The sequence below is a fragment of the Pseudomonas sp. s4 genome, assembly GCF_046764235.1.
In the GTDB taxonomy this organism is placed as follows: domain Bacteria; phylum Pseudomonadota; class Gammaproteobacteria; order Pseudomonadales; family Pseudomonadaceae; genus Aquipseudomonas; species Aquipseudomonas asiatica.
Genome location: NZ_CP177209.1, coordinates 40053 through 65090, shown reverse-complemented (window position 1 = coordinate 65090; position 25038 = coordinate 40053). Strand labels below are relative to the sequence as shown.

At 55.0% G+C, this 25038-nt stretch carries 26 protein-coding genes and 2 pseudogenes; 10 read left to right on the top strand and 18 right to left on the bottom strand.

Annotation, left to right across the window (positions count from 1 at the left end):
* Nucleotides 1-76: 76 nt before the first annotated feature.
* Both ACK56M_RS00320 and ACK56M_RS00315 read left to right on the top strand, forming a co-directional pair.
* Nucleotides 77-400 (top strand): DUF2790 domain-containing protein, encoded by a 324-nt coding sequence (locus tag ACK56M_RS00320; protein WP_003253432.1) that lies wholly within the window; start codon nt 77-79, stop codon nt 398-400.
* Nucleotides 401-602: 202 nt separating this feature from the next.
* Nucleotides 603-2600, top strand: a complete 1998-nt coding sequence (locus ACK56M_RS00315) for a heavy metal translocating P-type ATPase (protein WP_411959204.1) — start codon at nt 603-605, stop codon at nt 2598-2600.
* Nucleotides 2601-2692: 92 nt separating this feature from the next.
* On the opposite strand, the gene ACK56M_RS00310 is transcribed toward ACK56M_RS00315, so the two are convergent.
* The 4 genes from ACK56M_RS00310 to ACK56M_RS00295 all read right to left on the bottom strand — a co-directional run bounded on the left by ACK56M_RS00310 (nt 2693) and on the right by ACK56M_RS00295 (nt 6855).
* Nucleotides 2693-2917, bottom strand: coding sequence for a hypothetical protein (locus ACK56M_RS00310; protein ID WP_010951451.1), 225 nt, complete (start codon nt 2915-2917; stop codon nt 2693-2695).
* A 127-nt stretch (nt 2918-3044) separates the two neighbouring features.
* Nucleotides 3045-4070, bottom strand: a complete 1026-nt coding sequence (locus ACK56M_RS00305) for a hypothetical protein (protein WP_011953109.1) — start codon at nt 4068-4070, stop codon at nt 3045-3047.
* Between the two features lie 298 nt (nt 4071-4368).
* A complete protein-coding gene (locus tag ACK56M_RS00300) occupies nt 4369-5676 on the bottom strand; it encodes an OprO/OprP family phosphate-selective porin (RefSeq protein ID WP_009395904.1) in 1308 nt (435 codons plus the stop codon).
* A 210-nt stretch (nt 5677-5886) separates the two neighbouring features.
* On the bottom strand, nt 5887-6855 hold the full coding sequence (locus tag ACK56M_RS00295; RefSeq protein WP_011953108.1) for a LysR family transcriptional regulator: 969 nt from the start codon (nt 6853-6855) through the stop codon (nt 5887-5889).
* Between the two features lie 257 nt (nt 6856-7112).
* Between ACK56M_RS00295 and ACK56M_RS00290 the strand changes: the two genes are divergently transcribed.
* From ACK56M_RS00290 to ACK56M_RS00280, 3 genes are read left to right on the top strand one after another with little or no spacing between them, the layout of a single operon-like run.
* Nucleotides 7113-7532: a GtrA family protein gene (locus ACK56M_RS00290; RefSeq protein ID WP_010951446.1), complete on the top strand. Its 420-nt coding sequence runs from the start codon at nt 7113-7115 to the stop codon at nt 7530-7532.
* Complete coding sequence (locus ACK56M_RS00285; RefSeq protein ID WP_010951445.1) at nt 7498-8481, top strand: glycosyltransferase family 2 protein; 984 nt, start codon at nt 7498-7500, stop codon at nt 8479-8481. The genes ACK56M_RS00290 and ACK56M_RS00285 overlap by 35 nt, the downstream gene beginning before the upstream one ends.
* Nucleotides 8475-9929 (top strand): phospholipid carrier-dependent glycosyltransferase, encoded by a 1455-nt coding sequence (locus ACK56M_RS00280; protein WP_010951444.1) that lies wholly within the window; start codon nt 8475-8477, stop codon nt 9927-9929. Before ACK56M_RS00285 ends, ACK56M_RS00280 begins: the two co-directional genes overlap by 7 nt.
* Nucleotides 9930-10011: 82 nt before the next feature.
* On the opposite strand, the gene ACK56M_RS00275 is transcribed toward ACK56M_RS00280, so the two are convergent.
* Nucleotides 10012-10233, bottom strand: coding sequence for a hypothetical protein (locus ACK56M_RS00275; protein WP_010951443.1), 222 nt, complete (start codon nt 10231-10233; stop codon nt 10012-10014).
* A 266-nt stretch (nt 10234-10499) separates the two neighbouring features.
* On the opposite strand from ACK56M_RS00275, the gene ACK56M_RS00270 reads away from it, so the two are divergent.
* A complete protein-coding gene (locus ACK56M_RS00270; protein WP_010951442.1) occupies nt 10500-11087 on the top strand; it encodes a hypothetical protein in 588 nt (195 codons plus the stop codon).
* Between the two features lie 57 nt (nt 11088-11144).
* Here ACK56M_RS00270 and ACK56M_RS00265 read toward each other — a convergent pair whose 3' ends face one another.
* Both ACK56M_RS00265 and ACK56M_RS00260 read right to left on the bottom strand, forming a co-directional pair.
* Complete coding sequence (locus ACK56M_RS00265; protein ID WP_011953107.1) at nt 11145-12563, bottom strand: heavy metal sensor histidine kinase; 1419 nt, start codon at nt 12561-12563, stop codon at nt 11145-11147.
* Nucleotides 12560-13234: a heavy metal response regulator transcription factor gene (locus ACK56M_RS00260; RefSeq protein ID WP_003253457.1), complete on the bottom strand. Its 675-nt coding sequence runs from the start codon at nt 13232-13234 to the stop codon at nt 12560-12562. Before ACK56M_RS00260 ends, ACK56M_RS00265 begins: the two co-directional genes overlap by 4 nt.
* 689 nt (nt 13235-13923) lie before the next feature.
* On the opposite strand from ACK56M_RS00260, the gene ACK56M_RS00255 reads away from it, so the two are divergent.
* Nucleotides 13924-14250: a DUF2790 domain-containing protein gene (locus ACK56M_RS00255; protein WP_011953106.1), complete on the top strand. Its 327-nt coding sequence runs from the start codon at nt 13924-13926 to the stop codon at nt 14248-14250.
* A gap of 32 nt (nt 14251-14282) precedes the next feature.
* Here ACK56M_RS00255 and ACK56M_RS00250 read toward each other — a convergent pair whose 3' ends face one another.
* The 3 genes from ACK56M_RS00250 to ACK56M_RS00240 form a co-directional block, all read right to left on the bottom strand.
* Nucleotides 14283-14633, bottom strand: a complete 351-nt coding sequence (locus ACK56M_RS00250; RefSeq protein WP_011953105.1) for a DUF3147 family protein — start codon at nt 14631-14633, stop codon at nt 14283-14285.
* 157 nt (nt 14634-14790) lie between these two features.
* Nucleotides 14791-15696, bottom strand: coding sequence for a cation diffusion facilitator family transporter (locus tag ACK56M_RS00245; RefSeq protein WP_010951438.1), 906 nt, complete (start codon nt 15694-15696; stop codon nt 14791-14793).
* A gap of 54 nt (nt 15697-15750) precedes the next feature.
* Nucleotides 15751-16089 (bottom strand): zinc ribbon domain-containing protein, encoded by a 339-nt coding sequence (locus tag ACK56M_RS00240; protein ID WP_071890582.1) that lies wholly within the window; start codon nt 16087-16089, stop codon nt 15751-15753.
* Nucleotides 16090-16579: 490 nt separating this feature from the next.
* Here ACK56M_RS00240 and ACK56M_RS00235 point away from each other — a divergent pair, with 490 nt between their 5' ends.
* The gene (locus tag ACK56M_RS00235; protein ID WP_411959203.1) at nt 16580-18277 is read left to right on the top strand and encodes a phosphoethanolamine transferase; all 1698 of its coding nucleotides are present in this window, start codon (nt 16580-16582) and stop codon (nt 18275-18277) included.
* 122 nt (nt 18278-18399) lie between these two features.
* A complete protein-coding gene (locus ACK56M_RS00230) occupies nt 18400-18528 on the top strand; it encodes a hypothetical protein (RefSeq protein WP_003253468.1) in 129 nt (42 codons plus the stop codon).
* A gap of 143 nt (nt 18529-18671) precedes the next feature.
* Here ACK56M_RS00230 and ACK56M_RS00225 read toward each other — a convergent pair whose 3' ends face one another.
* The 5 genes and pseudogenes from ACK56M_RS00225 to ACK56M_RS00205 form a co-directional block, all read right to left on the bottom strand.
* Nucleotides 18672-18878 (bottom strand): hypothetical protein, encoded by a 207-nt coding sequence (locus ACK56M_RS00225; RefSeq protein WP_011953104.1) that lies wholly within the window; start codon nt 18876-18878, stop codon nt 18672-18674.
* 14 nt (nt 18879-18892) lie between these two features.
* Entirely contained in the window at nt 18893-19117 is a 225-nt protein-coding gene (locus ACK56M_RS00220; protein WP_011953103.1) for a hypothetical protein, read from the bottom strand.
* A 205-nt stretch (nt 19118-19322) separates the two neighbouring features.
* Nucleotides 19323-19865, bottom strand: a pseudogene (locus ACK56M_RS00215) (hypothetical protein); the annotation flags it as partial.
* Nucleotides 19866-20096: 231 nt separating this feature from the next.
* The gene (locus tag ACK56M_RS00210) at nt 20097-20405 is read right to left on the bottom strand and encodes a hypothetical protein (protein ID WP_012312015.1); all 309 of its coding nucleotides are present in this window, start codon (nt 20403-20405) and stop codon (nt 20097-20099) included.
* Nucleotides 20406-20817: 412 nt separating this feature from the next.
* Nucleotides 20818-21474: a hypothetical protein gene (locus ACK56M_RS00205; protein ID WP_012312014.1), complete on the bottom strand. Its 657-nt coding sequence runs from the start codon at nt 21472-21474 to the stop codon at nt 20818-20820.
* A gap of 206 nt (nt 21475-21680) precedes the next feature.
* Between ACK56M_RS00205 and ACK56M_RS00200 the strand changes: the two genes are divergently transcribed.
* Complete coding sequence (locus tag ACK56M_RS00200) at nt 21681-22469, top strand: SIR2 family NAD-dependent protein deacylase (protein ID WP_012312013.1); 789 nt, start codon at nt 21681-21683, stop codon at nt 22467-22469.
* Between the two features lie 317 nt (nt 22470-22786).
* Here the strand turns inward: ACK56M_RS00200 and ACK56M_RS00195 are convergent, their stop codons facing one another.
* The 3 genes and pseudogenes from ACK56M_RS00195 to ACK56M_RS00185 all read right to left on the bottom strand — a co-directional run.
* On the bottom strand, nt 22787-23041 hold the full coding sequence (locus tag ACK56M_RS00195) for an STAS-like domain-containing protein (RefSeq protein WP_128337688.1): 255 nt from the start codon (nt 23039-23041) through the stop codon (nt 22787-22789).
* A 174-nt stretch (nt 23042-23215) separates the two neighbouring features.
* Nucleotides 23216-24235, bottom strand: coding sequence for an ATP-binding protein (locus tag ACK56M_RS00190; protein WP_015268415.1), 1020 nt, complete (start codon nt 24233-24235; stop codon nt 23216-23218).
* A 423-nt stretch (nt 24236-24658) separates the two neighbouring features.
* Nucleotides 24659-24994, bottom strand: a pseudogene (locus ACK56M_RS00185) (helix-turn-helix transcriptional regulator); the annotation flags it as partial.
* Between the last annotated feature and the right edge of the window lie 44 nt (nt 24995-25038).

Here is a 25038-nt window from a genome sequence, read left to right as displayed (position 1 = left end):
AAGTTTCTCGTCATGCCGGTGATGCCTATGCATTGCTAAGGTTACGCCCGAGAAGTTTTGAAATTGAGAGGGTTTTATGAAAAAGCTAATTATCGCTGCTGCACTTGTTGTTTTCTCGGTGGCTTCGCAGGCCAACACTTTCTCCGAGAGCAAGCAGCTTCAATACACCAAGGAACACCAGACCGCAGTGGCCAAGTACGCGGAGAAAAATGGCAAGCCAATGCCAGAGATTCAGGATTACAAATATGGCATGAAGATAGACGTTGCGAAATTCGTACGTCAGTCGCAGGACCCCCGTACCTGCCAGGTCTATCCACGGTTGATGACCTTCGAGGACTCCCAGGGCACGCTCAAGACTGTTCGTTACTCGATGTATTCGCAATGCATCAACAACAAGTAGTAAACGATTTGAACAGAACAATTAGAGAATTCATAAATGCCAGGCAGTGCCTGGCATTTTTTATTACGCCCGATACCCCATAGCTTCGAAATGTTAACGCCTGGGCTCGGGCAAACCGTGCAATAGATCTTAGCCAACCAACAGAGACGGCTCCCCAACTGCAGAGGGCAATTGGAAGCCTTGACCCCAGAAGGGACGAGTTATGAAGAGTTTGCTTGAACGCCCTGATGACCAAGCCGGGCATGAAGGTCATAGCCATGAGCATGGCGGCATTTTTGGAATGAACACAGAGCTGATTTTCGCGCTGATCTGTGGTGCTCTCCTGGGTGCCGGAGCTCTCGCAGGAAAACTTGGCCTGATTGATCGTCTGCCTCTGATTCTGTACGTGTCGGCCTACGTGTTCGGTGGATGGTTCACCACTAAGGAAGCGGTTACCAACATCCGTCAGAAACGCTTCGAGATCGACTCGCTGATGCTTCTCGCCGCAGTCGGTGCCGCGAGCATCGGCGCCTGGGCGGAGGGGGCTCTGCTGCTGTTCCTGTTCAGTCTGGGGCATTCCCTTGAAAGCTACGCGATGGGGCGGGCCAAGAAAGCGATTGAGGCACTGTCCAAGCTCGCACCAGCCACCGCGATCGTACGCAGAGCAAATGGCACGGTGGAGATGCCCGTGGAGCTGCTGGTTCCCGGTGACGTTGTCATCGTGCGCCCCAATGACCGCCTGCCGGCCGATGGTTTTGTAGTCGTAGGCTCCTCAAGTATCAACCAGGCGCCAGTAACCGGTGAGAGCGTCCCCGTGGACAAGCAACCTGTTCCTGATGCCGAACTCGCACGCAGCAAGCCAGATGCAGTGGATGCAGCCTCGAAAGTCTTCGCCGGTACCATCAATGGCGAAACGCTCATCGAGGTTGAGGTAACACGGCGCTCTACGGAGAGTACCTTGGCGCGGGTCATCAAGATGGTCAGTGAAGCCGAAGTCAGGAAGTCACCGACCCAGCGATTCACGGACCGCTTCCAACGCATATTCGTCCCGTTGGTTTTACTGCTGGTAGTCGGGCTGCTATTTGCCGGCATTTTCCTTGACGAGCCGTTCCGTGACTCGTTCTACCGGGCGATGGCCGTACTGGTTGCAGCCAGCCCCTGCGCGCTCGCGATCGCTACACCAAGCGCCATTCTCTCTGGCATCGCCAGGGCAGCCCGAGGTGGCGTGCTGATCAAGGGCGGTGCGCCACTTGAAGAGCTTGGATCATTGAATGCCATGGCATTCGACAAGACCGGTACCCTGACCGAAGGGCGCCCACGTATCACCGATGTAATACCCATAGGCGGCACGCAGATCGAGGATCTGCTAAACGTCGCCATCGCTGTGGAGTCGATGAGCGACCATCCGCTGGCTGCGGCAATTGTGCGTGACGGTGAAGAGATGATTGGCACACGGCGCCGATTCCAAGCCAAGAACATGAGCAACATGATTGGCCGCGGCGTGCGTGCTGAGCTTGATGGGCAGTTCGTCTGGATTGGCAAGGTCGAGATGTTCGGTACCAATGGTATTCCCGCACTCAGCAAGGCAGCCCTGGAGGCTGCGGAGCGTCTACGTCAGTCAGGCCGTACCACCATGGTGGTACGGCGTGCTGACAAGGATCTGGGCGCTATCGGGCTATTGGACACACCCCGGGAGGGGGCCAAAGAGGCACTCCAGAAGCTTAGAGAGATGGGCATCGAACGCATGGTCATGATTTCTGGAGACCACAACCGCGTTGCAGAGGCTGTAGCCAAACAAGTTGGCTTAGATGAAGCGTGGGGAGACCTGATGCCGGAAGACAAGGTCAAGGCCATCAAAAACCTGCGCCTTAGCGCCAAGGTGGCCATGGTGGGTGACGGCGTCAATGATGCCCCTGCCATGGCCAGTTCGAGCGTTGGTATCGCAATGGGGGCTGCTGGATCTGATGTTGCCCTGGAAACGGCTGATATCGCGCTTATGGCTGACGACATCAGGCAACTCCCATTTGTGGTGGGGCTGAGCCGTCACACGCGATCGATCATCCACCAGAATCTGTTCGTCAGCTTGGGGATTGTGGCCATCCTGGTTCCGTCCACCATCATGGGCTTGAGCATTGGTGCCGCTGTTGCGATCCATGAGGGCTCCACACTGTTGGTCGTCTTCAACGCCTTGCGCCTGTTGGCCTACCGCAGAAGCACCTGATCCCTGAGCTTCAATCATGAAGCTAAGCAGGGAAATGACCTGAAGTAGAAGTACGGGTCGTGCGCGATCAGCGCACGACCCGTACTTTTCTCTCACTCGTCGATCCCGATGCGCTTGAGGCTTTCAAGGGCCTTTCCGCACTCAGGTGAGCCATGCCGTAAGCCGCAGGCCAATGCAGCTTTGAGGCTCATGACACCGGCTACGAAACCGACTTGATTGCCGACTCCGTGTCCGTCCGCAAATCCCTGATCATACGCAATCTCGACAAGCGCATTGATCGCCGCCAGGGTGTCCTGTTTGTTTTTACTCTTTTGCATATCTACTCCGCGAGCATTCAGCTCATATCGCTCGGTTAGGTGGCGGCGCCTTCAGGTTTGGGGTGAGCGAATCCCGCTCCCATAGCCAATCCCTAACGGGGGGCTCAGCCCGCCACCGTAAGGAAAATCAGCTATTGAGAGCAGATGACTCGTTTTGGTCACCCGTGCTGCTCGCCTCACCGCATTGGCACTGAGTGGGTACATCCGGGTAGTCGCTGTGATTCTCAATGAACAGCGTTCGGCAGGTTTCGCACCCATAGATCCGGGGCAGGGATTTAAGGCCGCTCGGAAGCACGTCACTCAGAGGCTCGTTATGCCAAGGAGCCCCGTCAAGGATTCTTGAACGCAGGATGTTTCCCAGGCGCCAGGTGTCACTTTGTGCGCGCCAGGACCACATCGGCGCAGAAAGCGAATACTGGATGAAGGTCTCTTGTGACTGCCTGGATAGCGGGTACTTGGGGCGGGTCCAGCCGGAATCGATGATGCTGAACCCCATGCCCATTTCTGCGCTCGGGTGGGTCTTTTCACCAAAGAAACGGTCATGCGTCGCTGGAGCCGTCGCATGATGGTCAGTCGGTGGGAATACCCACAGATAACACTCATCCCGGTTGACCATGCTGATGAGCTCGCTTGGCCCCCGCATGGGGGAATTTGCAGCCAGGGCGAAGCGATCCTTCCACGACATTTTGGGAGGCGGCGCAATACCAGCAGCGATGGCCAACGTGGCAGTCTTGGGGACGAAGCGATCGCCTAGCTCGTTCAGATCCAGGTTCTTGCAGAGAGCCTTGAAGGCCTTTTTGCGAGTCTTCGAGCTGAAGGAGGGGTCAAGGAGCAGGCGAACCTGGTTCACGCCGATTCCCGCAGTTCGTAGCACCTCAATGACTTCTTCAGCCACACCGACTGCTTGAAGATCGGTCAATCCTAAGCACGTTTTCGCCCGCTCGACCGCCGCGTAGAGGTTGTACTGCCGTGTCTCGTTGTCACGACAGACCTGAATTGGCAGCTTGTCTTGGATGGCAACTTGCGGTGCAACGGAGCCGATGGCCGCGTGGAACAGCTGGTGGAGGTGCAGATGAGAGTACGGGCGGCCAGAAGCCGAGAACGAGGCGTGCAGCTGAGCAGCGAGAGGTTGAAGCAGCTTTTTTGCAGACATGACTATCCCCTAATGAGCGACGTTGGGGTAGCTGCGCTTGTAGGGCCGTTAGACGCGAAGCTGGACGTCGAATCAGGTTCAATCATGAATAGGAGTCAGGTTTGATTTGCTTGCACGGCCACCATGCAAAGCCCGACGCGGCAATCACATCAGATTCGCCGAGCTTTGGCAAGAGCGGTCATCGGTAAGCGAAAGCAGGTAGGAGGAGGGCGCTCCATGCTTGATCACCTCCAGAAACAGGAAAGCCGGAAGCACGTTGAGCGCTTCCGGCTTTCTCACGTCAGACTGATGAGAGGGATCAGAAGACGTATTGCAGGCGGGTCACGATGGCATTGCCGCTGTCGTCGCCCACGGTGTTCTCGTTGTTGTCGGTGCGCACGTTGATGTAGTTGGCACTGACTTTCACCGCCTCGTTGACGTACCAGTTCACACCCACCGTGTGGCTCTTGGCCTTGCGCTCGTTCGATTGGTCCGCCGCGGTGACCAGGTTGCCGTCTTCGACCTTGATATCGTCAAAGCGGTAGAAGACTTCCCAGGCCCCCAGTTCCTTGTTCTCTGGTTTGATAGTGTCGAACTTGGCACCATCGAGCTTGTAGATACGCGGCTCGCCGGTCAGGGTGTAAGCCATCTGGGCGTAGTAACCGGAGGCCTTCATGTCGTTGTTGGCCTGGTCAGCTTTCAGCTTGCGGCGAAGGTATTCCGCTTGAACCGAGAACGGGCCGGTGGCCCAGGCACCTTCGAGACCCCAGACCGAGTCGTCCTTCCACAGGCCATCTTGTGCAGCAGCACCGCCAAACAGCATGCGGTTGCCGTTGGTGCCGGCATCGCCGCCGCCATTGGTATCTACACCGCGGACGCCCAGACGCGAACGAATCCGGGTATCGACCGCACTGTTTTTGAGGTCGCGGTAAGCGTACTGAGCACCGACGTGCAGGACGTTGCCATCACTGTGCAGCGGTGCGAACACGCCACGTACGTTGTAGCGCTTGGTGCTGTCGCCATCCGAGTTGTTATTGGTTTCGCTGAAAACGCTACCGGAAACATAAGCCATGTCAGCGATGGTGCTGGTGGCTTGAACACCCATGCCGGCGTTGTCGTTGATCCAGTCCGCCAGGTCGTACGAGAGGTTCCGCTCCATGGCGGTGGTCCACTTCGAACTGGTGGCTTTCTCAAGACCGAAGTCGGTGTAGAAACGGCCAAAGCGCAGTTGCACCGGCTTGAAACCCGTGTAGGTCAGGCTGGCTTCGTCGAAGTAGCCGTCGGAGTCGTTGCCCGTGTTGCGGGAAAGGTCGTAGTTGAGCTGATACTTCCAGTCGCGGTACAGCACGCCACCGAGCTCAAGGTAGGCGCGACGGAAGTAGCCTGCGTCAGCGGTATCGCCATTCTTGGTGAAGACACCATCGAAACGGCCGTAGTCGGCCTGAACTCGGCCGCCCAGTTTGAAACTGAATTCCTTGTCAGAAGTCGATACTTCAAGACCGCCCTTGGTCTTCAGAACGATGTCAGCTCCGTCAGTGGTTACTGTTCCGGAGAATGCTTGCGAGGAAAATGTGCCTATTATTGCGGCAGCCAACAGCTTTTCCCGCATGTTCGAAGAACGGATCATTGCTTGCCTCTCGTATGTTAAGTGCTTAGCTACCGACGTTATATTTCGCCCTGCGCCGGCCTAAATTTATCTTGCAGATGGGAGCAGGCCACGGTTGTCACCCGCTGTAACAAGATGCCTTTGTTCTAAGCACTCTGACTAGGTTGCAAGCGAATATGACAGTTGTGTTTCTGTAGTGTTAACGGAGGAGTTTGAAACCTAACAAAACTGTTACCGAACAAGCCAGTCCTTCTTATCAAAGAAGCTCTTCTTGATCAATCTTCGAATTTCCAAAACCTGCGGATTGCGGACAAGCTTCGTTTTGATAACAAGATAGACATCTTTCTCCTCCAGGTCGTCCAGGAAACCCGGCACGGGTAGGATATTTCTCTCCAGTTTTCGGCTGTAGTCGGGCAGCACTCCAATACACGCACCGCCAACGACAAGGCCTCGTGATAGGTTGTAGCTCTTGACCCGAGTGGTACCGCCCTGATGCTCAGCCATTATCGATGCCCACTTTCGTGAGCCCGCCAAGATCTCTTCATCCCAAGGGACAACGAGCATGAAGTTGTGCAAATCCAAGCTCTCCACTGGAAGGGTGACGCTTCTTGAATAGCGGCTGGAAATGAACAGGGCGTGCCCAATCCGGCCAAGCCTTTCAAACCTATACGTAGGATGGCGATCAAGCGCGCCTTTATCATCTGGGCTCACCAAAGCGATACCCACATCGACTTCACACTCAGAAAGCATCTGCGTTGTGCATTCTGAATGGATTTCCAGCTGCATTTCGGCATGATCACGCACGTAGGCGACTAGATCGCGGTTTACGATGTCGTTCAGCACTGGCTCTGTGATCGCGATGGTAAGCCTGGGGACTTCCTTTTCACCGGACTTGCCAAGGCCGTCTGGGCCGAAGAGCTGGCACAGGTAATGGCTGACCCTCTCGCCTGTGCGGGTCAGGGCAAGCTTGTTGTGTTTGTAGACAAACACGGGAGCACCAATGTGCTCTTCCAGTTTCTCCAAGCGTTTCCGCAGGCCTACCACTGGCACATTGAGCCCTCGGGCAGCCTGTTTGAAACTGGCACAACGTGCTGTTGCGAAAAACTCTACGGCCAGCTGATCATCAATTGGCAAATCATCCAATATGTCAGGGCTGTAAGGAACAACGCTGCTTGTATATGTTTCATTTTGTGTAACCATTAGGTCCCCCTTAATTCGGGGAATCTATCTCAATGCCACCCGGTGTTTCCTTATCTTGTCAACATTGTAATCCACGGGTCATGCATGCGTTATCGGAAGGCTTTTATTTCGAAAGCGTAATTTTCAGGCAATCCCTCTGATATTGTAGCGTGCTAGCCTAGTGCGCCGACTTGTTACTTACCATATATAGATTCGGCTAATTACGCATTTACATTTAGTTCACTATTTTTTCACCTTTGCCTCCATAGGCTTTGGGCATGGAAAATCAAACCCCACCTCTTACTACCTTACTGATTCGTTATCTGGGGATCGGCTTCATAGCAACGGGAGTCCATTATGCGGTGTTCCTATTGCTGGTTACGACAGAATTCGTTACTCCGTTACTGGCCAGTATCTGTGGCGGCATGGTTGGCGCAATCGCGAGCTTCATTGGAAATAGGGCGCTCTGTTTTGTGGCAGATGGCTCTCGTAAGTTTCAGCCTGTCAGGTTTGCACTGGTCGCGTTAACCACAAACTTCGGCAATGGCGTGGGTATGTGGTTCCTCATCAAGTCGAATCTGTCACCGCTCATCTCCCAAGTCGTAGTGACCTTAAGCCTCACTGCACTTGGATTCATTGCACATCGTTTTTGGACATTCAATCATGCAGACATTACATCGCTTTCCCGAGCGCCCTGATCCCTTGTTAACCATCGTGGTCCCTTGCTTCCAGGAAGAGGAAACCATCCCCGAGTTCCACCAGCGAATCACCCGCGTGGTGAAGCGCTTACCCGTCTCCTGCGAAATCCTCTATGTCGACGACGGCAGTAATGACCGGACGGCCGACATTCTTCGCCACTATCAGGATGGGTCATCTGTACGTTGCCTGTCCCTGAGTCGCAACTTCGGCAAAGAGGCTGCACTGAGCGCCGGGATAGACCATGCCCGTGGCAGTGCGCTGATCTTCATTGATGTCGACCTGCAGGATCCACCAGAGCTCATCGCGGCCATGGTGGACTACTGGCAACGCGGCTACGACGTGGTGAACATGCAGCGCAACCTGAGAATCGGTGATTCGTGGTTCAAGCGCATGAGTGCCCGGGCTTACTACTGGGTCATGCAGCGCCTGGTGGAGAAGGTGGACATGCCGGCCGATGTCAGCGATTTCCGATTGATTGGGCCTGCGCCGCTGGCAGCCCTGCGGGCCCTGGATGAACGCTCCAGGATTCTCAAAGGCATGATCGGCTGGGTAGGCTTTCGTACCATCGAACTGCCCTACAATCGCACTGTTCGCCATGCCGGGAGCACCAAATGGAATGCAGCTGGCCTGTTCAATCTGGCCATCGAGAGCATCGTCAGCTTCTCTCGCAAACCACTGCGCATTTTCAGCCTCATCAGTTTCGGTCTTTTCGTCTCCAGCATCTGCTACATGCTTGCGTCGCTTGTGGCAGGCAGTTTCGACATCCATCACCTGATCGTCGGAATGGCTTCATTCATGTGCGTCGGTGTCGCCATGGTGGGGGAGTACCTGGGCGTGACACTCGCGGAAGTGAAGCGCCGGCCTCTCTATTTCCTGAAGCACAGCAACAAGGCAGATCCCGTGTCACTCCACCCTTCGATGGCTTCGATCGAGGGTAAGAAATGCTGAACCTGAAGAACGAGAGGACGCTGTGGTGGGTCCTGGGTTCGATTTTGCTATTGCGTTTGGTGGGGCTGGGCATCTACCCGCTGATGGACACATCTGAGGCCCGTTACGCTGAAATGGCTCGCAAGATGGTCGAGTTGAATGACTGGATCACGCCCATGTTCGACTACGGGGTACCGTTCTGGGGCAAGCCTCCGTTGTCCTTCTGGACCCAGGCCGCGAGCATGACGGTCTTCGGCGTTAACGAGTTCGCTGCGCGCTTCCCAGCGTGGCTACTCCACCTGGCAAGCTGTTTCATCATCATCAAACTCGGCACGCAGCAGATTTCTCGTAACGCCGGCATCTGGGCTGCCATTATTTTTTCCAGCACCACACTTGGCCTGGTCTCCAGCGGTGTTGTGCTGACTGACCCTGTTTTGTCGTTCTCGATTCTGCTGGCCAGCTACGGTTTCTGGCGTTGGATGAAGTGCGCCAGCAAGGCGGATGCCTACCTGATGTTCGCAGGTCTCGGGCTGGGCTTGCTTGCCAAAGGGCCGCTGACCCTGGTGCTTATGGGGGCGCCGGCATTCGCCTGGTTCGTTATCTACAAGGAATGGGGACGGGTACTGAGGCTTCCCTGGATTAGCGGCCTTGTACTCATGTTCGGTATATCCGTGCCATGGTATGTCGCGGCCGAGATGAAAACGCCCGGCTTCATGGAGTACTTCTTCGTTGGTGAGCACTGGAGCCGCTACGTCGTCAGTAACTGGGCAGGGGACCTCTATGGTAGTGCTCATGCCAAGCCGTACGGCAGCATCTGGATCCAGCTCGGATTGTCGCTACTGCCATGGGCCTTGTTTCTACCACTGTTGATCCGCAAGCGTGGATCGATGCAGCGCTTCAAAGCCTACCTCTGGCTGTGGGCCTTGGCGACACCGGTCTTCTTCACATTTGCAGGCAACATTCTGTGGACCTACCTGCTACCCGCGCTGCCAGCGTGGGCATTGCTGCTGTCTGCACGGGTCAGCGAAGTTGGCCCGAAGACCACCTGGGCTGCCGCTGCGAGCGCATTGGTGTTGCCAATCATCGGTGCGGGCATCATCTACGCCGGGGTACTAGAGGAGCGCCCTCAGAATCAGCGGGATGTGGTTCAAGCCTGGCTCAATGTGCAGTCTGCTCATTCCGCTCCCCTGATCTATCCTGGCCGCCGCTCATACTCGTCGGAGTTTTACAGCAGCGGGAAGTCCGAGAACATCAAGGATCCTGCCAAGTGGCCGCGGGATGGCTCGTTCTATCTGTCCAGGCGCTTGCGAGACAGCAAGGATGGTCTGCCCGCTGATCTAGCTTGCACATCGATCACCGAAGCGAACGCCAGCCAGCTCCTGCTGTGCCATTGGAAACGCCCCGCACAAGGTGCCGAGGGTCTGGCCGGAGAAAGCAATGCGGAAACGCCTCGCAAGAACGAAGGCTAAATTCCAAGCACAAAAAAGCCAGGTTTTACCCTGGCTTTTTTGTCGATTTCTTTCGTCATTTGAAGTCCTATTTAACCGCCGATTAATTGTCGGCTTGTTCCTTACCATCCTTGCTTTCTTTCTTTTGCTCTTGAGCGACTTGTTGTTTGTTCTGGTCCGAAGAGTCATCGCTCCATAGGCGAGCCTGTTCGGTTCGGAAGTTCTCGTTGAACTGTTTCGTTCGCTCGAAGCCGCCTTCAGCGTAAGCGGTACCCATGAGACCCAGCAGCAGGCTGCCAATAGCGATAGATTTGACAAATTTCATTGTGAACCTCGGTTCATACTAGGCCAACCTGATTAGCGGCCTTTGTTGGTTTGTAGTTTAGGAACGCGAAGCTAACGACAAGGTGAGTCAATAATTACAATTCCGTAATTTTGGCTGCAGATAGGATGCGTTAAATCTTCAAATCTGGAAGGATCATGTCTATCTCGGCACTGTCGAGGGCGACTTCGAATTTTCTCTTAAATTACAATTTTGATATCTAGCGCGTTAATTCAGCGCGGCGTTGTTGGCCGCCCTAGGAGATAGCCATGAATGACATAGAGCCCTGGGCAGTTGCTATCGGTGACTTTCGCCGCTGCACTGAAAAACTCACTGTCCAGCTCGATGAGCTGACCTCGCAGACGCGCACCTCCAGCGCTGTTCTGGAGAGGTCGAACGAACTGGTGGAGCAGGTGGACGCTGTCGGCCGGCAGATTCAGGAGGAGGTGCGAAAGGCGGAGAAGGCTTGGTCGAACGCGGAGGAGGTTGCCTTGCGCGCCGCTGCATCAGCGTATTCAGCTGCATGCCGCGGAGTCGACACCGCCATCCAGCCACTGATCTCGGAGCTTACAGCAGCGACAAAGGCGGCGGACGCCTCTATCCAGGAGCTCAAGCGGGCACCGGTGCTGGCCAAGCGTTATGTGATGGTGGTCGCCACGGCGTTCTTCATTCTGGCGCTGATCTGTGTCTACTCGACCATGCGCCTGATCGATGCCGCCGGCAGCGTAAGTGCTCAAGAGAAAGTGAATGCTCAGTACTTCTCACACCTGTGGAAAAACGCCAATCCTGACGAACAGAAGATTATTAAGTCGGTGATTCTGCGGTCGCCCATGGACCCTGTGGTCCTTCGGCACTGATGCATTGAGGCAAACAAAAGGCCCGTCGATTGACGGGCCTAATCGTGTCTGCGCAATTTAAGCGGCGGTCATTGCCGGCTGCATTTGCTGGGCTTCCGGAAAGTGAAGGTGGAACCAGGTGAAGTTTTCTTCGGTCACCTCCACGCTCGCCGATCCCTGGTGCAGACTCATGATCGACTGCACAATGGCCAAGCCAAGACCGGTACCGCCTTCGCTCCGTGCTCGGCTCTTGTCCACACGGTAGAACCGCTCAAACAAGTGCGCGTGGTGTTCCTTGGCAATACCACGGCCGGGGTTGCCGACACTCAACGTCGTACCGCTCGCACTATGCTGCACCTTAACGTAGACCGTGCGGCCGCGAGGGCAGTAACGGATCGCGTTCGAGACCAGATTCGAGACGGCACGTTGAACCATCAGGCGATTCCCGCGCACCACGTCATCACTGCCGGAGATCTGCAGCTGAATCTCGCCTTCTTCTGCTGAAATGCTGAAGAGCTCGCACACTCGCTGAACCTCGTCGACCAAGGAGACGGATTCGAACTCCACCATTGATGCTGGATGACTGACCTGGGCCAAGAACAGCATGTCGGAAACCATGCGGCTCATGCGGTCCAGCTCTTCTGTGCACGACTCCAGAACCTCCCGGTACTCGGAAAGCGATCGTTCTCTGGTCAAGGCAACCTGGGCCTTGCCCATCAGGTTGGAAAGCGGTGCTCGAAGTTCGTGAGCAAGGTCGTCAGAAAACTGCGAGAGCTGCTGAACCCCATCATCCAGGCGAGCCAGCATGATGTTGATGCCGTCGGCGAGCATTTTGAGTTCTGCCGGCATCCCATCAGTTGGAAGGCGATGGTCGAGGCTCTCGGTTGAGATTTTCGAGGCGATCTTGAGGAACTTGGTCAGTGGTAGCAGGCCTCTGCGCACAGTCCACCAGCCAATGGCCAAGATCAGTGCGAGGATGACGGGGGACATCATCAAGGCCCAGGTCAGCAACGCATCGAGCAGCGCCTCACTGGATGACTGGTCCATGGTCATATAGACGCTGACCTCTGTTCCATCGCCCAAACGCATGATTCGAGAAGCACTCAGCAGAGGACGGTCCTGCGTATCACGCCATTCGTGCTCTTTGGGCTGGGCCGCCGGCTGAAACTTGTGCACCTCCAGATTGACCTGTTTCGAGCCAATCGAGAGCAGGGGAGTCTGATTCTGTGAGGTATCGAATATGCTCACATACAGGTTGTTGTGGCCCATGACCAAATCGACAAGCTGATGCGCATCCGCGTTGACGCCGGAGATGTCCGGGATGGTGGACAGGTTGTGAGCCATCCCCGCCATCTTTACTTCCAGGTCTGCTCTGGCATTTCTTTCCAGAGCCTTGCCTACCATCAGATAGCCAAAGGTGGCGAACAGAAGCAGCAACGCTGCGCTCATCAACCCAACTTTTAACCCCAGCTTGGCAGCCAGGCTGAATGGCCTCATGCGCGTTCCTCAAAAACGTACCCAACGCCACGAAGCGTGTGAATGAGCTTGGTTTCAAACGGGTCATCGATCTTCGAGCGCAAGCGCCGGATGGCTACATCGATGACATTGGTGTCGCAATCGAAATTCATATCCCAGACCAACGAGATGATCTGAGAGCGAGTCAGCGCTTCGCCCGTTCGGCTCATGAGCAGGTGCAGAAGCGCAAATTCCTTGGTGGTGAGATCGATGCGTGTGCCACCGCGGAAGACGCGATGGCGGACGGAGTCGAGTTCCAGATCGGCAATTTTCAGCGAGCTCTTCTCGACTAACTCATCACCACGGCGTTGCAGCGAACGGATGCGAGCAAGCAGCTCAGGGAATTCGAATGGCTTCACAAGGTAGTCATCCGCGCCGCCGTCCAAGCCCTTGAGCTTGTCATTGATGCGTCCGCGGGCGGTCAGCATGATGATGCGGACCCGGCTGGTCTTACGGATGGTTTCCAGCAGGTCCCAGCCGTCGATACCCGGGAGGTTCACGTCCAGGAGGACCAACGAATAGACATTAGTGTTGAACAAGTGCAGAGCATCTACACCGTTGTGCACGATATCTACGACATACCCGCTTTCGGATAGGCCCTGCTGAAGATATTCGGCAGTTTTAATTTCGTCTTCCACAACTAGAACGCGCATAACTTATCTCAAGGTGTGAGGAAGGAGTTGGCCTAATCCGCCAAGATTATGGTTGCAGGCTGTTCGAAAGTTTGGCTGAGGGTATGGCATGTGGTAGTCGCTACCTCTGTCCATACGCCGGGTCACCTGAGGACGCTTGAATCTTAACGCGAAGAAGCTGGCCGCGGCGAAATCCTACAAATTTGTAATGTAGCCGCAAGATTTCTGACAGTCATGCAGGCTCCACCCCTAAGCATAGCGGATTCTGGGGCCTGCGGCGGTGTATGACAGATTCGCCTGGCAGGTGGAATCGGCCAGGACAGGCAGCATTTCGGTCGTTAGCTTGCAAGGACTGGTACTGGCCTTGGATCGAGGGCGCCACGCAGGCAGACCCCATGCACGGCCGCAAACCGCAGCGCCTTTCTGCAAATTAGTTCACGTGGCGGCTCGATATTCTCTCGAATAATTATCTTACAATCTATTACATGTCCAAATTGTAATTGCCCGATCATCTTGGTGTTAGCCTCCTTTGCTAGTTTAAGGGCAGCGGAAGAGGCATCGCTGCTTTGGAAATTGTCTCATTTCAAAGCAGCTTGGCAAGAGCACCGAGCAGTTGTTCGCGCCAGTGCATTCACCTGTAAACCATACGCTCCTTTGGTAGGTGAATTTTAGCGCCCCCCTACGGGCGCTTTTTTATTAAGGGACTTCTTATGAACACTACTGTATCAGCGATCGCCGTGTTTTTGCTCTTTACATCACTAACAGCCAATGCCCAAAGCGGTATGGAGATCAATAAACGCATCGAGCGTACTGCTAGAGAGGCTACAGCGGATTATGCTCAACGCGTAAAAAAGCCCATGCCTCAACTAGAAGACTACGCCTATGGCATGGACCTGGACGTTGGTAAGTTGGTGTATGTATCACCCAGTGTGCGGTACTGCGGTAATGTAAGAAGCATGATGACCTACGAAGACTCGAAAGGCGAACTGCACATGGTTCGCTACCTGGTGAAGGGCGAGTGTGTTAATAGCCGTTAAGACTCATCAAGATGATCCCTGCGGCCACCGGATCATAGAAGCTCAATGCCGAACCGGCGCAGCAGTATGGCGAAGCCTCCGAAGCTGGCCATTGTGATGAGGATGCTGCTGATCAGTGTCGGCCAAAAGCCGAGCTTAGGTAGCAGCAATGGAAAAGCAATAAACATCGGTAGGGTCGGAAGCACGTACCAGAACGTGTACCAAGCATGGTTGGAGATCTTCTCCATGCTCTGGTTCTCTAAATAGAGCCAGACCAACGTCACGACCGTGACCAAGGGTAGGGCGGCGACCAAGCCGCCCAGCTTGTCGCTGCGTTTCGCCAGCTCTGACACGAGAATCACTATACCGGCAGTGAGTAGGTACTTCGTGATGATCCAGGCCATCGCTGAGCCTTCTGGAGGTTGTTGACGAGGGCAGGCGAAGCCATTCACCAACCCCCTTGAAGCGCTCCTGCCGTTTACGGCATCCCTCACCGCATTTTTTTTGCAACATCACCCTCAGCCAGGAGGGTGATGTGTTTGCATGGTGTTTACCGATCGGTCAGTGCGAGGGTGAGGGAACGCTCTCGTGGAAAGCTGCCCGCTCGATCTGGATGGTGCAGTGATGGATTTCGAATGCATCGCTGACAGCATCCACGACGGCCGCCAACACAGCATCCCCATCTGCAGAATCCCGAACCACTACGTGCGACGTCATCACGTTACTGCCACTGCTGACAGCCCACACGTGCAAGTCATGAACGTCCGTCACGCCATCTACTCCGAGGATGGTGGCCTCGATTGCCGTAACGTCGAGCCCCCTCGGGACACCCTCCATGAGGATCCCCAGGCTTTCGCGAAGCAACTGCCACGTCCGCGGCAGAACCCAAAGGCCGATCGCCACAGCGACAATCGTGTCGACCCAGGTCCAGCCGGTGAAGCGGATGATAAGTGCCGCGATGATTACGCCAAGCGAGCCGAGCATGTCGCTCCAAACTTCGAGGTAGGCTCCTTTGACGTTGAGGCTTTCGTTGCTCGCAGATGCCAGAAGGCGCATCGAAATTAGGTTGATGATCAGGCCGGCGATTGCGATCCACATCATCGCTCCGGTAGCGATCTCCGCCGGCATGAAGAAGCGCTGGTAGGCCTCATACAAGATGTACATCGCCACCAGGAAGAGCAGCACGGCGTTGAACGTCGAAGCCAGAATTTCCAGGCGCGCATAGCCGAAGGTTCTTTTCTGATCCGCCGGCCGCTTGGCTATCTGAAGTGCAATCAGTGAGATCGCCAAGGCGGCAGTATCTGTGAACATGTGAGATGCGTCCGACAGCAGCGCCAGGCTGCCGGTAATCCACGCACCGATCACTTCTGCAATCATGAAGCTGCCAGTCAAGCCGAGCGCCATGATTAGCTTCTTCTGATGCCCCTCGCGTACTGCAGCGCTGCCATGGTCATGATTTGAACCCACGTATTTCTCCTTGCGCAGGGTTGTGGTCTCGTTGGCCTTCCTGTCTACCTAGCCTTAGAGCGTCGCTTGGCCACAGTGACTGCAAAATCTTGCTCCTGCACTCAGCAGCGAGCCGCAGGCGGTGCAACCACTCGATAGCGGTGTTCCGCAGTTTAGACAAAAGCGTGCTGACGGATCGTTGGCCGTCCGGCACTGCCTGCAGCCCTGCAGATCTTTGATGGGGGCAGGAGTGGGAGGGCGCCCGCCGTCATACACCTGATTACCGCCGTCGCAGCCCTGCTGCCGGCCATGGCGATCATATTGCTCGGCCCCATGTCCCCCGCTGTGGTGCTTGCCTCCACCGTGGTTTCCACGGCCATGGTGCCCGCCCAGGATGTTTTTGAAAAAGCTCATGGTATTCGCCCCTCATTGATGGGTGACATATTAACGAGCAAAAGTTGAAAATAATATTCTGCTCGCGAGAAAGACTTGTAAGTTGAATTGAAAGTTCAAAATTAGCCTACGACAAAACGAAACCGTTTTGTTTGTGAAATTAAATTTATCTAGCTGAGCGGAGCATTGCTTTTGGTGGGTAGTATCCCCCTAATTTTGATCATAGCGTGATCAATGACAATCAAAACAGCAGTAATTGGATTTCTGTCAGCATTGTAATCCCGAGGTCATCGTGTCGTTATCAGGTCCCGGAAATAATGCGCTCAGCGAGATTCATTTCTCTTTTTATCCCTATGCCTCACACATACTAAGCGTCCCCAACGCCTAGGGGCCTAAGGCCTCTGACGCTCCGCACATTGCGCAATCGCTCAGCATCTGTCGACGGTTTGCCTTGTAGCTCCCGCTAACTCCATAGCTACCGCCATGGATAAGCAGCTTCCAGAGTTTGATAATGACACCTTCCAAATCCATTGTTCACACCCTGTTAAGCAAATGGATCTTTGCTATTCGCAATGCGCGGCAGAAAGGCATCAGTACTAATTTGCTAATCGGCCTGGTGACTTTTTGGTTACTGCTATTCGCGAACGCTGAGCTCTGGAACGTGCTCTGGAAGCTGGTATTCAAAACCGATGAAGTGAACTGGCAGCTAGCGGCTAGCCTCCCAGTCATAGTATTCGCATGGGTGTTTACCGTTCTGAGCTTGCTGTCATGGGGGCGGCTGGCCAAACCCATACTGTGCCTGGTACTGATCAGCGCGTCTTTTGCGAGTTACTTCATGAATGCCTACGGCATCGTGATCGATTACACAATGTTCACCAACGTTGTGGAGACCGACGTCGCTGAGGCAACCGAGCTGCTGAATTGGAAGCTCGGTCTTTGGGTCGCAATGGTTGGGGTGTTGCCCGTCTACCTGATTGCCCGGGTTCCCCTCCGGCGCAAGCCTTGGGCCAAAGCTTTGGTCAGCAGGTTCATTGCTCTGTCGCTCGCTCTGTTGACCTTATCTGGCATCGCGTTGAGTCAGTACCAGTCGTATGCCTCCTTGCTGCGCAACAATCGGGAGATCCGGCTGATTCTGGTACCTACCAACTTGTTTGCGGCTGGCCATGGGTACCTGAAGCGTCAGCTGGCCTCACCTAAAACGCTGACGGCCATTGGTACTGATGCGGTAGTTAATCGACAGGGTGCGGCTCGTAAACCCAGGCTGCTGGTACTGGCAGTAGGAGAGACCGCTCGCTCCGCCAACTTCTCCCTCAACGGCTACTCCCGTGAAACGAATCCGGAACTAGAAAAGCGAAATGTCATTAGCTTCACGAACGTGAGCTCCTGCGGTACCGCTACCGCGGTCTCGCTGCCATGCATGTTCCTGGACGTGGGTAAGGCCCAGTACAAAGATGCCTTGGCCAAGAGCCGAGAAGGGCTGCTCGACGTGCTTCAACGCGCTGGCATCAGTGTCATGTGGACTGACAACAACTCGGGGTGCAAAGGGGTCTGCGACAGGGTTCCCAACCACAAGGCTGCCTCTCACGCGGATTCCCAACTGTGCACCAGCGAGGAGTGTAAGGACGGGGTGCTGCTCACGGAGATGCAAGACTTCATCAAGCGCCAGGAAGGCGATGCTGTCCTGGTGCTCCACTACAAAGGCAGTCACGGCCCGGCCTACTACAAGCGCTACCCCTCGCAATTCAAGAAATTCGCACCGGTGTGCGAGACCAACGAGCTCGACAAATGTAAGCAGGAGGAGGTGGTCAATGCCTACGACAACTCAATCCTCTACACCGATTATGTGACTGCAAATCTCATCGATATCCTGGCGGCCAACACCAAGTTCGACACTGCGCTGATGTACGTTTCGGACCACGGCGAATCGCTGGGGGAGGGTGGGCTCTATCTACACGGGCTGCCTTACGCGATGGCTCCTGACGAGCAAACAAAGGTGCCGTTGGTACTTTGGATGTCTGACTCGCTCGCGAAGAGCGAAAAGGTCAACGTGGGTTGTTTGAAAGCTCAAACCACGTCACCGCTGAGCCACGACAACCTGTTCCACACCGTGCTCGGCATGATGAACGTCCAGACGTCTTCGTATCGCTCAGCGCTGGATTTCACTGCCCCTTGTAAGCCCTTTGTCGGAGGCTCTTATTCTGGCCTCTGAATGTTCGATGTGGACCGGATCATCGGCCAGGCGGTTCTGCACCAGCCTGCTTTGACAGCTGAGAGAAGCTGGACTAATTACATAGCTGCATTCAACAACCCAAGCGGAAAAGGAAGTTTTGCATGAGCATCAAGCCAGGCCCAAAGCGCACCAATGAAGATGGCACTCCGGACAAAAGGCAGCGAGTCACCCCTGAAAAGCAGAAGGACCATCCGGACCTGAAACCCCACAAGCACAAAAAGGGGGAGTAAGAAAAAAGCAGCTCTCGGGAGCTGCTTTTTTTTTGGGGCTGTGTGCAAACCCTCCCGACCGTCTCGCTGATCAATCGGACCGCGTCGTGAGTCTTCCGCTTGGCTTGATGGATTCTGAAGCTACCTCCGGATCGGTTATCCCTTCAGTGCGGACGACGAGACTGATATCCCAGAGCGTTGAGCTGATACTCGCTGACAGCCCGAAATTGTGATTCTGCGATTTGACGCAGGCGCTCAACCTCTTCGGCAGATGAGCCAGAAGCCTGCGCCTCGTGGTATTGCTTCATCGCATCCACTGCGTCGGTATACATGGGGTGGTCGGGGAGAAGAGCTGGTATCTTTTTCGTCATGTAGCGGCAGGTCCTCACTGGATAGTCGACGGTGGTTTACCTGCTTTGAGGAGCTGAAAATCAATGACCGCCTGATAGAGCGAATCTGCCAATAGGTGAAGACGCTGTACCTCAAGGTCTGGCAATCCAGCAGCCTCCGCTTCGTGGGCCTGTCGGATAGCTTCAAGCGCTTGCCTCATCAGTGGCTCACCAGCCTCGACCATTCCAATGAATGTGCGCTTCACAACATTTTGCTCCATTCAGCTGAAGATGAATTATAGGACACCGCGGCGTGGCAAGGCCCCGAGCAGCACAGGTGTTCGACGTCCGGCTGAACGAACCAATGAGGAGCGCGCTGGCCTGGGGAGTGGCCAGGGCGCGTGTCATAGCTACGTTGTAAACCACTTTTTTCACTGTAAACCACTGTGGTTTACAGTGAAAAAAAGTGGTTTACAGCAGGCCTCCTCAGGCCTGAGTCAGCTCCAGCAGATCGCCCAGTTCCTCCCGGGCCATCTTCACTCTATCCATTCTGCGATAAGGATGATCAACCGGCATCCGGATAAGAGATTCGAACCAAGCCGAATCGAATTTGATGACTTCCTTGTGAATGTGCTCAAGCTCACCTCCGCGAGGCTGTGACACTACAAACTCCATGCTTTCAACCAAGCCAGACGCTTCACTGTCTTTGACGATTCGATGGCGGATGAAACTCATTTTGAGATCAAAATATGCCGCCTTCGAACCAGGCACCTTCTTCGATTCCAGCCGACCAGTGCTGCTGATTTCCGCCCCCGGCACCTCAGCGGCAATAGCTTTCACCAGCTCAGCATTTCCACTGACCTTCTGGCCAAACAGGCGGGTGGCGTCCGACATGTAAGCAAAGATCCATGGCACATTGCGAAGCGTCGCGCCGGTATAGAGGTAGCCACGCTCTCCCTTGTAACGCTGCAGCATGCCTCTCAACGCGTTCTCGGAAAGGACCAGTTGGGTCTCTTTCTCCAGGATGTGATCAGCGTGTACAGACAAGGGTCTTCGATTCGTCGGCTACCGAGACTGAGCGCACCCTACTGAGGCAGATCACCCAACCGGATGAGAACGCTCCGGTCAAAGCGCCTCGTCGTAAACCGCTTCCAAAGGCGACCGACGAAGACCTAGCACTAGCCTTCCATCGATACGTGGACTCACAGTCCCCGTCCTCACCTAAAAAGCCGAAGTAGCATGGCTGGTTTGGCTTTCAAATCAATGACCATCACGGAAGAAGTCATCCCTGGAAGCGAGGCCGAAGTCATCCTCGGGCTGCTGCGGATCACCTTCAAACATGTTGGCTGTGCGCCGCTCTTGCTTGAGGTAAGCGATGGTTTGGAAGAAGCAAGGTTCACATAGGTGTACCTCATAGCGCTCTCCGTCATGCAGTGCACCAAAGCCCCAGTGCGCCTGGAGCACCCCATACTGCAGGCTGCCGTTTTCCAAACGTGTGGAGGAGCCGCATACGTCGCAGCTCACGTCGACCACCGCTTCTGTTTCTACACGACCAGTGATTTTCATCATGAAGCCTCTGCCAACGTTGGGACAAATGATTACGCCAGAGTTGGGCCTTGGAGAGCATCAATATGCGCCGTATCGGTATTCCTGCGGCGAGAGTCGGCCGCCTGGGCCGAATAGCAAGTGGGAGGTATAACGCTCCAGAAAAGCTATGGCTTCCTTCTGAACGCATCCCTCGTAGTAGGCTCGCCGGGCTAGCGGAACTGTGGCCCGATTTTTCAGGCACAGCTTCACCAACTCTGATAACAAATAACCGCGAACGTCATATCGAGCATCAACCGCCTTGATCACCGTCGAATAGCAATCATGGAAGACGGGTCGCCAGTTACGATCGTTGCGGGGAGCTGGTTGACTGCTCATCTTTGATCCCCTGAGACACTATCCATCGGGCGCGTCACGGTATGCAATCTGAAGCCGTTCATCTAATCACACGTCTTCCTCTTGGCTTTTTCTTTGCCGCAGCTAGCACCCATTCTGGGGCGGATGACAGCAAGGCTTTGGGGGCGATACCGCCCAGAGACGAATTTTCTGATTGGAACCAAGCCGCCATAGACCACTCGTCCATGCGAGTCGAGAGAACGGACAATACGTCGCAAAGGCTGCTGATCGGTTGATAGCCGTTGCTACCGTCCAAAGCATAAGCGGGGAAGAAGTCGACCTTCCCAGGTCGAAGCGAGAAGATCTGACCATCAGCCAGTAGCTGGTCGGGGTCAACTCCACCCCCTGGGGTGGAGGTAGATGCGAGCTGAAGCCATTGCTTGCCTGATATCCAGTCTCCGCTTTGGAAGACCCTGGAGCGGATGAGCCCGGCTGAAACGCCACTCTTCAGGATGGATTGAGGCACCGACTCTGCGGGGAGAAAGCAGTCGATGATGAGATCTAGCGCTTCCTGGGGGTATTCATCCAGCCGCCACTCGAATAGATCGTTGTACATCTGCAGGCCACCAAGGTAAGCATCGATCGTCCGGTCTGAATTGGCTTCAATCGACAGGGTAGCAACCAAAGCGACCTTGCTTTTATTCAGGGCGGTTGAAGGCTCATGTCGGGTCTGGATGTGAGCAAAGGGAGTGGTCATATGCACCTCCCGCGATGGGGCTAGAGATAGCTGTAGGTCGGGTAGCTGAAATCCATTGGAGGTTTACTAGAGCGGTAGCAGCAGTATGCGGCACCCTGCGCTCTACGCTTGGTTTTCCGATCAAACGCGAGTGCTTTAGCTGGGATGTGCGGCCGTTACCGTGTTTACTGCAAGGGAGTCCCCGCTGCGGGGCTGAGGTGTGTCCAATGAGCAATTTGCAAAGAGCTGCTGAGGCTTTGCGCAGGTCCAAGAGGGTCGTTTTTTTCACGGGTGCTGGCATCTCTGCTGACAGCGGAATTCCGACCTTCCGCGACAAGCTGACAGGCCTCTGGGCGAAGCATGACCCTCAGCGTCTCGAAACAGCGGACGCCTTTCGCAAAAATCCAGCTCTCGTCTGGAGCTGGTATCTTTGGCGCCGGCAGCAGGTTGGCCAGGCCAAACCTAACTTGGCTCATCTATCTATTCCACGGATAGCTGATGCTGGCTGGAACGTATCTGTCGTTACCCAGAATATTGATGATCTGCATGAACGAGCCGGCTCCAGTTCGGTGATACACCTTCATGGCCGCTTGATGGACGTGAAATGCTTCGGATGCCACCGGCCAGCAGAGTTATCACCAGATCAACTGGCGGTTCCCCCGGCGGGACAGATGATCGAGCCTCCGCGGTGCACTCGATGCAACGGGAGGTTGCGCCCTGGGGTGGTCTGGTTCAGAGAGAATCTTCCAGAGGATGCGTGGCGTTCAGCAGTAAGGCTTGTGGAAGCCTGTGACTTGCTGATTTCGGTGGGTACATCTGGCGTAGTCATGCCGGCAGCCGGTATTCCAGATATGGCTCTGGCGGCCGGGGCAACCGTGATCCATGTGAACCTTGACGACGTGGGGATGGACGGGGCGGAAGAGATAATGCTCGTTGGGCCTGCAGGGGTGGTATTACCCGCTTTGCTTCAAGCCGCAGGAGTTGCAGGTCCGTTGCAGCTTGATGGTTTTACTTAAGGAGCCAAGCCAGCTCTCCAATCCGCAGATGCTGTGCACATTTTTTTGCACATATCTCACGCCACGATACCCCAGTAGATTCAGGCTTTTCGCAGCCTTTGCATAGGTGAGTCGCGATGGATTTCTACACATCTCAATGAGGAAACCTAAGCTCCGTTTTCCACGTATTCCTCCGCTACAGAACGCTTTTCTGCGGTGTGTCCCCTGACATTCGCTTTTCAGGGCGAGCTATGGGGGCCACTCAAGACGGCTATCTTTTGCCTGGCACCAATGAAAAGGCCCTCAATATTGAGGGCCTTAAATTCAATGCGGATCCGTCACGCGGGCATTTTTTGCAGCTGTCGAACTCGATCATGGACCACAAATTTAATGATTCCTTTGACATCGTTGGTGCAGTTTTCAAAGGCAAGGCGCGATACCACCTGGCGACCCTCCTTCAGAATCAGCGCCCCGATCAACTCGTCGACGAAGGACTGAGTGACATCGTTCCCAGCGAAATCTATGACAACGCTCTCACCACTGCTGAGCGAGCGTTCGATTTCGGTACGGTAGGGGATCGCTGAAGCTCGCATTCCGTACGTTCGGATAGAACTATCCCTACTTAATCGAATTTGAGTTTGCATGTCGTAACCCCTTGTATTGCATAATCCTTTTTTGCAGCCCGAGAGTTTCAGTTGACGCTGAATCTCCCATTTACCGCTCCTTGCATGATCGACTCTAGCCCTCGAGCTATCAAAAAGCCAGAGCTAGCGGAAATTCAGATCTAGGTCGAGATCGTCGTCAACCTGTCCTGCATCGTCCTTCGGCAGCAAGTCACTGATCGAAATGGTGGGCAGCAGCTCACGGGTACAGCTAAACGCGATCGATACACCATTCCACAGCGCATCATGCAGCTCCTGAGACTGCCGACGCTTTGTGTCATGTATGCCATTGCCGCTCACGATGATCAAACCACCGCCCGCCGCGTCTGCAATTTTTGCGGTAGTTGTTAACCCGATACCTTGGTTCTCGCTACCCAGGATCTGGGCCATCGCACCCCGGTTGCAGCTCACTCGCGGTTTGAGTGCCGCCTCGATCGCGTGCAAATGCGTGCGGTCATGAAGCTCAGGGTGATTCCTCAGTGTCGCGAGAAACCCACACCCATTATCGACGATGGCCATGCGTACAAGGTTCAATTTTGGATAAAACTGACAGGTCAGCCAAACGGCGGCGTCACCACGTCCCTCTCTGCGGGCGTGAGTAAGCGAGTTTTCCAATAGCTCCTTGAGCGAATACTCCAGAGGGCCCCGGTAGGAGTCAAACTCATTCCGTCCCGTGTGCTCGTCGACTGGGGCATCCGGGTCCGATTGAGTCAACCTTCCCGTAATAGCTCTAGCGAGGCGAGAGGCTGCAGCCTCTGCTTGATGGTGTTCGCTGATTTTGGTGATTTCCACCAACGAGGTGCTTCGGTCGTTTCGACGTCCTACCCCCGATAGATCTACACCCTCTACATCAATGTCCTTGAAAAAATCCATCCTGGCCAGGTAGGAGGTCAGGTCTCTGCTCAAAAACTGCATCGAAACTCGCTTCTGGACCAACTGGTTTTCAAACAACGCTCGCAGCGTGGCCATCCCTAACGGATCGATATACGAGAGGTTGCTAGCGTCTAAAACGATGTCACCAGGGCAGTTAATGATTTCTGCGCACACAGAAAACAGGTCATGGGGCGATCTTGAGCCAAGCCCCCAAGGAAGAACGATCGCGTTTTCAATATCGATGGCCTGCATGCAATTCCCTGGCAACGGAGCTAACCCTTTCGGATAGATATAGGGCTCGATAGTAGCCCATTGCCTGCCGGGTAAGCACTCACCTATTTTTTGACGAGTAGTGCCGGCATAGAATTGGCGCGCGGCAGTAGCGGCCTGTGGATGGTGGATCGCGCTCGCCTTGGGCTCAACACGCACGAAGAAAACACGGCCAACGCCCTGCCACGGGTCAGCCATTCAAGCAAAGATGGCCAGATCAAAGCCTTGTGCGAGAGCACTGGAGCAGGTTTGTGAGTCCGCCGAGCAGTTTCATCTCCGACGTCTGCTGTGGGCAAAGGCAAAGCTGGAAGGGGAACAGCGAAGAGTGACCCGATCAGCGCTGTACCGCACCGCATGTATCAGGTCTGGGGCTTGAGCTGTTAGATCGCATAAGGCTACCTTGGCCGGCAACTGGAGAACGAACTGCACCTCGTCTTCCAATGCGTTGGCGTGGAAGTAACTGAGGAAGTACTCGCTTTGACGGAACTGGTCAGAAGCGATCTCCTCCAGGCGTTACAGCCCACTGGGCAGGCCTTCCTGACAGGCCTGGTAGAAGGGGTCGAGCAAGTATAGGCCGTCCAGGCAGGAAAGCATGGACGGCGTTCCCCACCGGGAGCCGGCGTCGTACTCCTCCAGCGGCTTGGGCACTCCCTCGCCGGGGTACAAGGCAGCCAGCGCATTGTCGAAGGGCAACCACTGGTGCAGCAGCAGGATCAGCAACCTCCAGAAATGATCTATGCCATGACGCTACACCACAACAATAATCGACACGCTTACAGGAGCAT

Bases quoted from the DNA above. Each gene is read 5' to 3' on its own strand.
- ACK56M_RS00320 (WP_003253432.1), top strand. From the start codon at position 77: ATGAAAAAGCTAATTATCGCTGCTGCACTTGTTGTTTTCTCGGTGGCT.
- ACK56M_RS00315 (WP_411959204.1), top strand. From the start codon at position 603: ATGAAGAGTTTGCTTGAACGCCCTGATGACCAAGCCGGGCATGAAGGT.
- ACK56M_RS00310 (WP_010951451.1), bottom strand. From the start codon at position 2,917: ATGCAAAAGAGTAAAAACAAACAGGACACCCTGGCGGCGATCAATGCG.
- ACK56M_RS00305 (WP_011953109.1), bottom strand. From the start codon at position 4,070: ATGTCTGCAAAAAAGCTGCTTCAACCTCTCGCTGCTCAGCTGCACGCC.
- ACK56M_RS00300 (WP_009395904.1), bottom strand. From the start codon at position 5,676: ATGATCCGTTCTTCGAACATGCGGGAAAAGCTGTTGGCTGCCGCAATA.
- ACK56M_RS00295 (WP_011953108.1), bottom strand. From the start codon at position 6,855: ATGGTTACACAAAATGAAACATATACAAGCAGCGTTGTTCCTTACAGC.
- ACK56M_RS00290 (WP_010951446.1), top strand. From the start codon at position 7,113: ATGGAAAATCAAACCCCACCTCTTACTACCTTACTGATTCGTTATCTG.
- ACK56M_RS00285 (WP_010951445.1), top strand. From the start codon at position 7,498: ATGCAGACATTACATCGCTTTCCCGAGCGCCCTGATCCCTTGTTAACC.
- ACK56M_RS00280 (WP_010951444.1), top strand. From the start codon at position 8,475: ATGCTGAACCTGAAGAACGAGAGGACGCTGTGGTGGGTCCTGGGTTCG.
- ACK56M_RS00275 (WP_010951443.1), bottom strand. From the start codon at position 10,233: ATGAAATTTGTCAAATCTATCGCTATTGGCAGCCTGCTGCTGGGTCTC.
- ACK56M_RS00270 (WP_010951442.1), top strand. From the start codon at position 10,500: ATGAATGACATAGAGCCCTGGGCAGTTGCTATCGGTGACTTTCGCCGC.
- ACK56M_RS00265 (WP_011953107.1), bottom strand. From the start codon at position 12,563: ATGAGGCCATTCAGCCTGGCTGCCAAGCTGGGGTTAAAAGTTGGGTTG.
- ACK56M_RS00260 (WP_003253457.1), bottom strand. From the start codon at position 13,234: ATGCGCGTTCTAGTTGTGGAAGACGAAATTAAAACTGCCGAATATCTT.
- ACK56M_RS00255 (WP_011953106.1), top strand. From the start codon at position 13,924: ATGAACACTACTGTATCAGCGATCGCCGTGTTTTTGCTCTTTACATCA.
- ACK56M_RS00250 (WP_011953105.1), bottom strand. From the start codon at position 14,633: ATGGCCTGGATCATCACGAAGTACCTACTCACTGCCGGTATAGTGATT.
- ACK56M_RS00240 (WP_071890582.1), bottom strand. From the start codon at position 16,089: ATGAGCTTTTTCAAAAACATCCTGGGCGGGCACCATGGCCGTGGAAAC.
- ACK56M_RS00235 (WP_411959203.1), top strand. From the start codon at position 16,580: ATGACACCTTCCAAATCCATTGTTCACACCCTGTTAAGCAAATGGATC.
- ACK56M_RS00230 (WP_003253468.1), top strand. From the start codon at position 18,400: ATGAGCATCAAGCCAGGCCCAAAGCGCACCAATGAAGATGGCACTCCG.
- ACK56M_RS00225 (WP_011953104.1), bottom strand. From the start codon at position 18,878: ATGACGAAAAAGATACCAGCTCTTCTCCCCGACCACCCCATGTATACC.
- ACK56M_RS00220 (WP_011953103.1), bottom strand. From the start codon at position 19,117: ATGGAGCAAAATGTTGTGAAGCGCACATTCATTGGAATGGTCGAGGCT.
- ACK56M_RS00210 (WP_012312015.1), bottom strand. From the start codon at position 20,405: ATGATGAAAATCACTGGTCGTGTAGAAACAGAAGCGGTGGTCGACGTG.
- ACK56M_RS00205 (WP_012312014.1), bottom strand. From the start codon at position 21,474: ATGACCACTCCCTTTGCTCACATCCAGACCCGACATGAGCCTTCAACC.
- ACK56M_RS00200 (WP_012312013.1), top strand. From the start codon at position 21,681: ATGAGCAATTTGCAAAGAGCTGCTGAGGCTTTGCGCAGGTCCAAGAGG.
- ACK56M_RS00195 (WP_128337688.1), bottom strand. From the start codon at position 23,041: ATGCGAGCTTCAGCGATCCCCTACCGTACCGAAATCGAACGCTCGCTC.
- ACK56M_RS00190 (WP_015268415.1), bottom strand. From the start codon at position 24,235: ATGCAGGCCATCGATATTGAAAACGCGATCGTTCTTCCTTGGGGGCTT.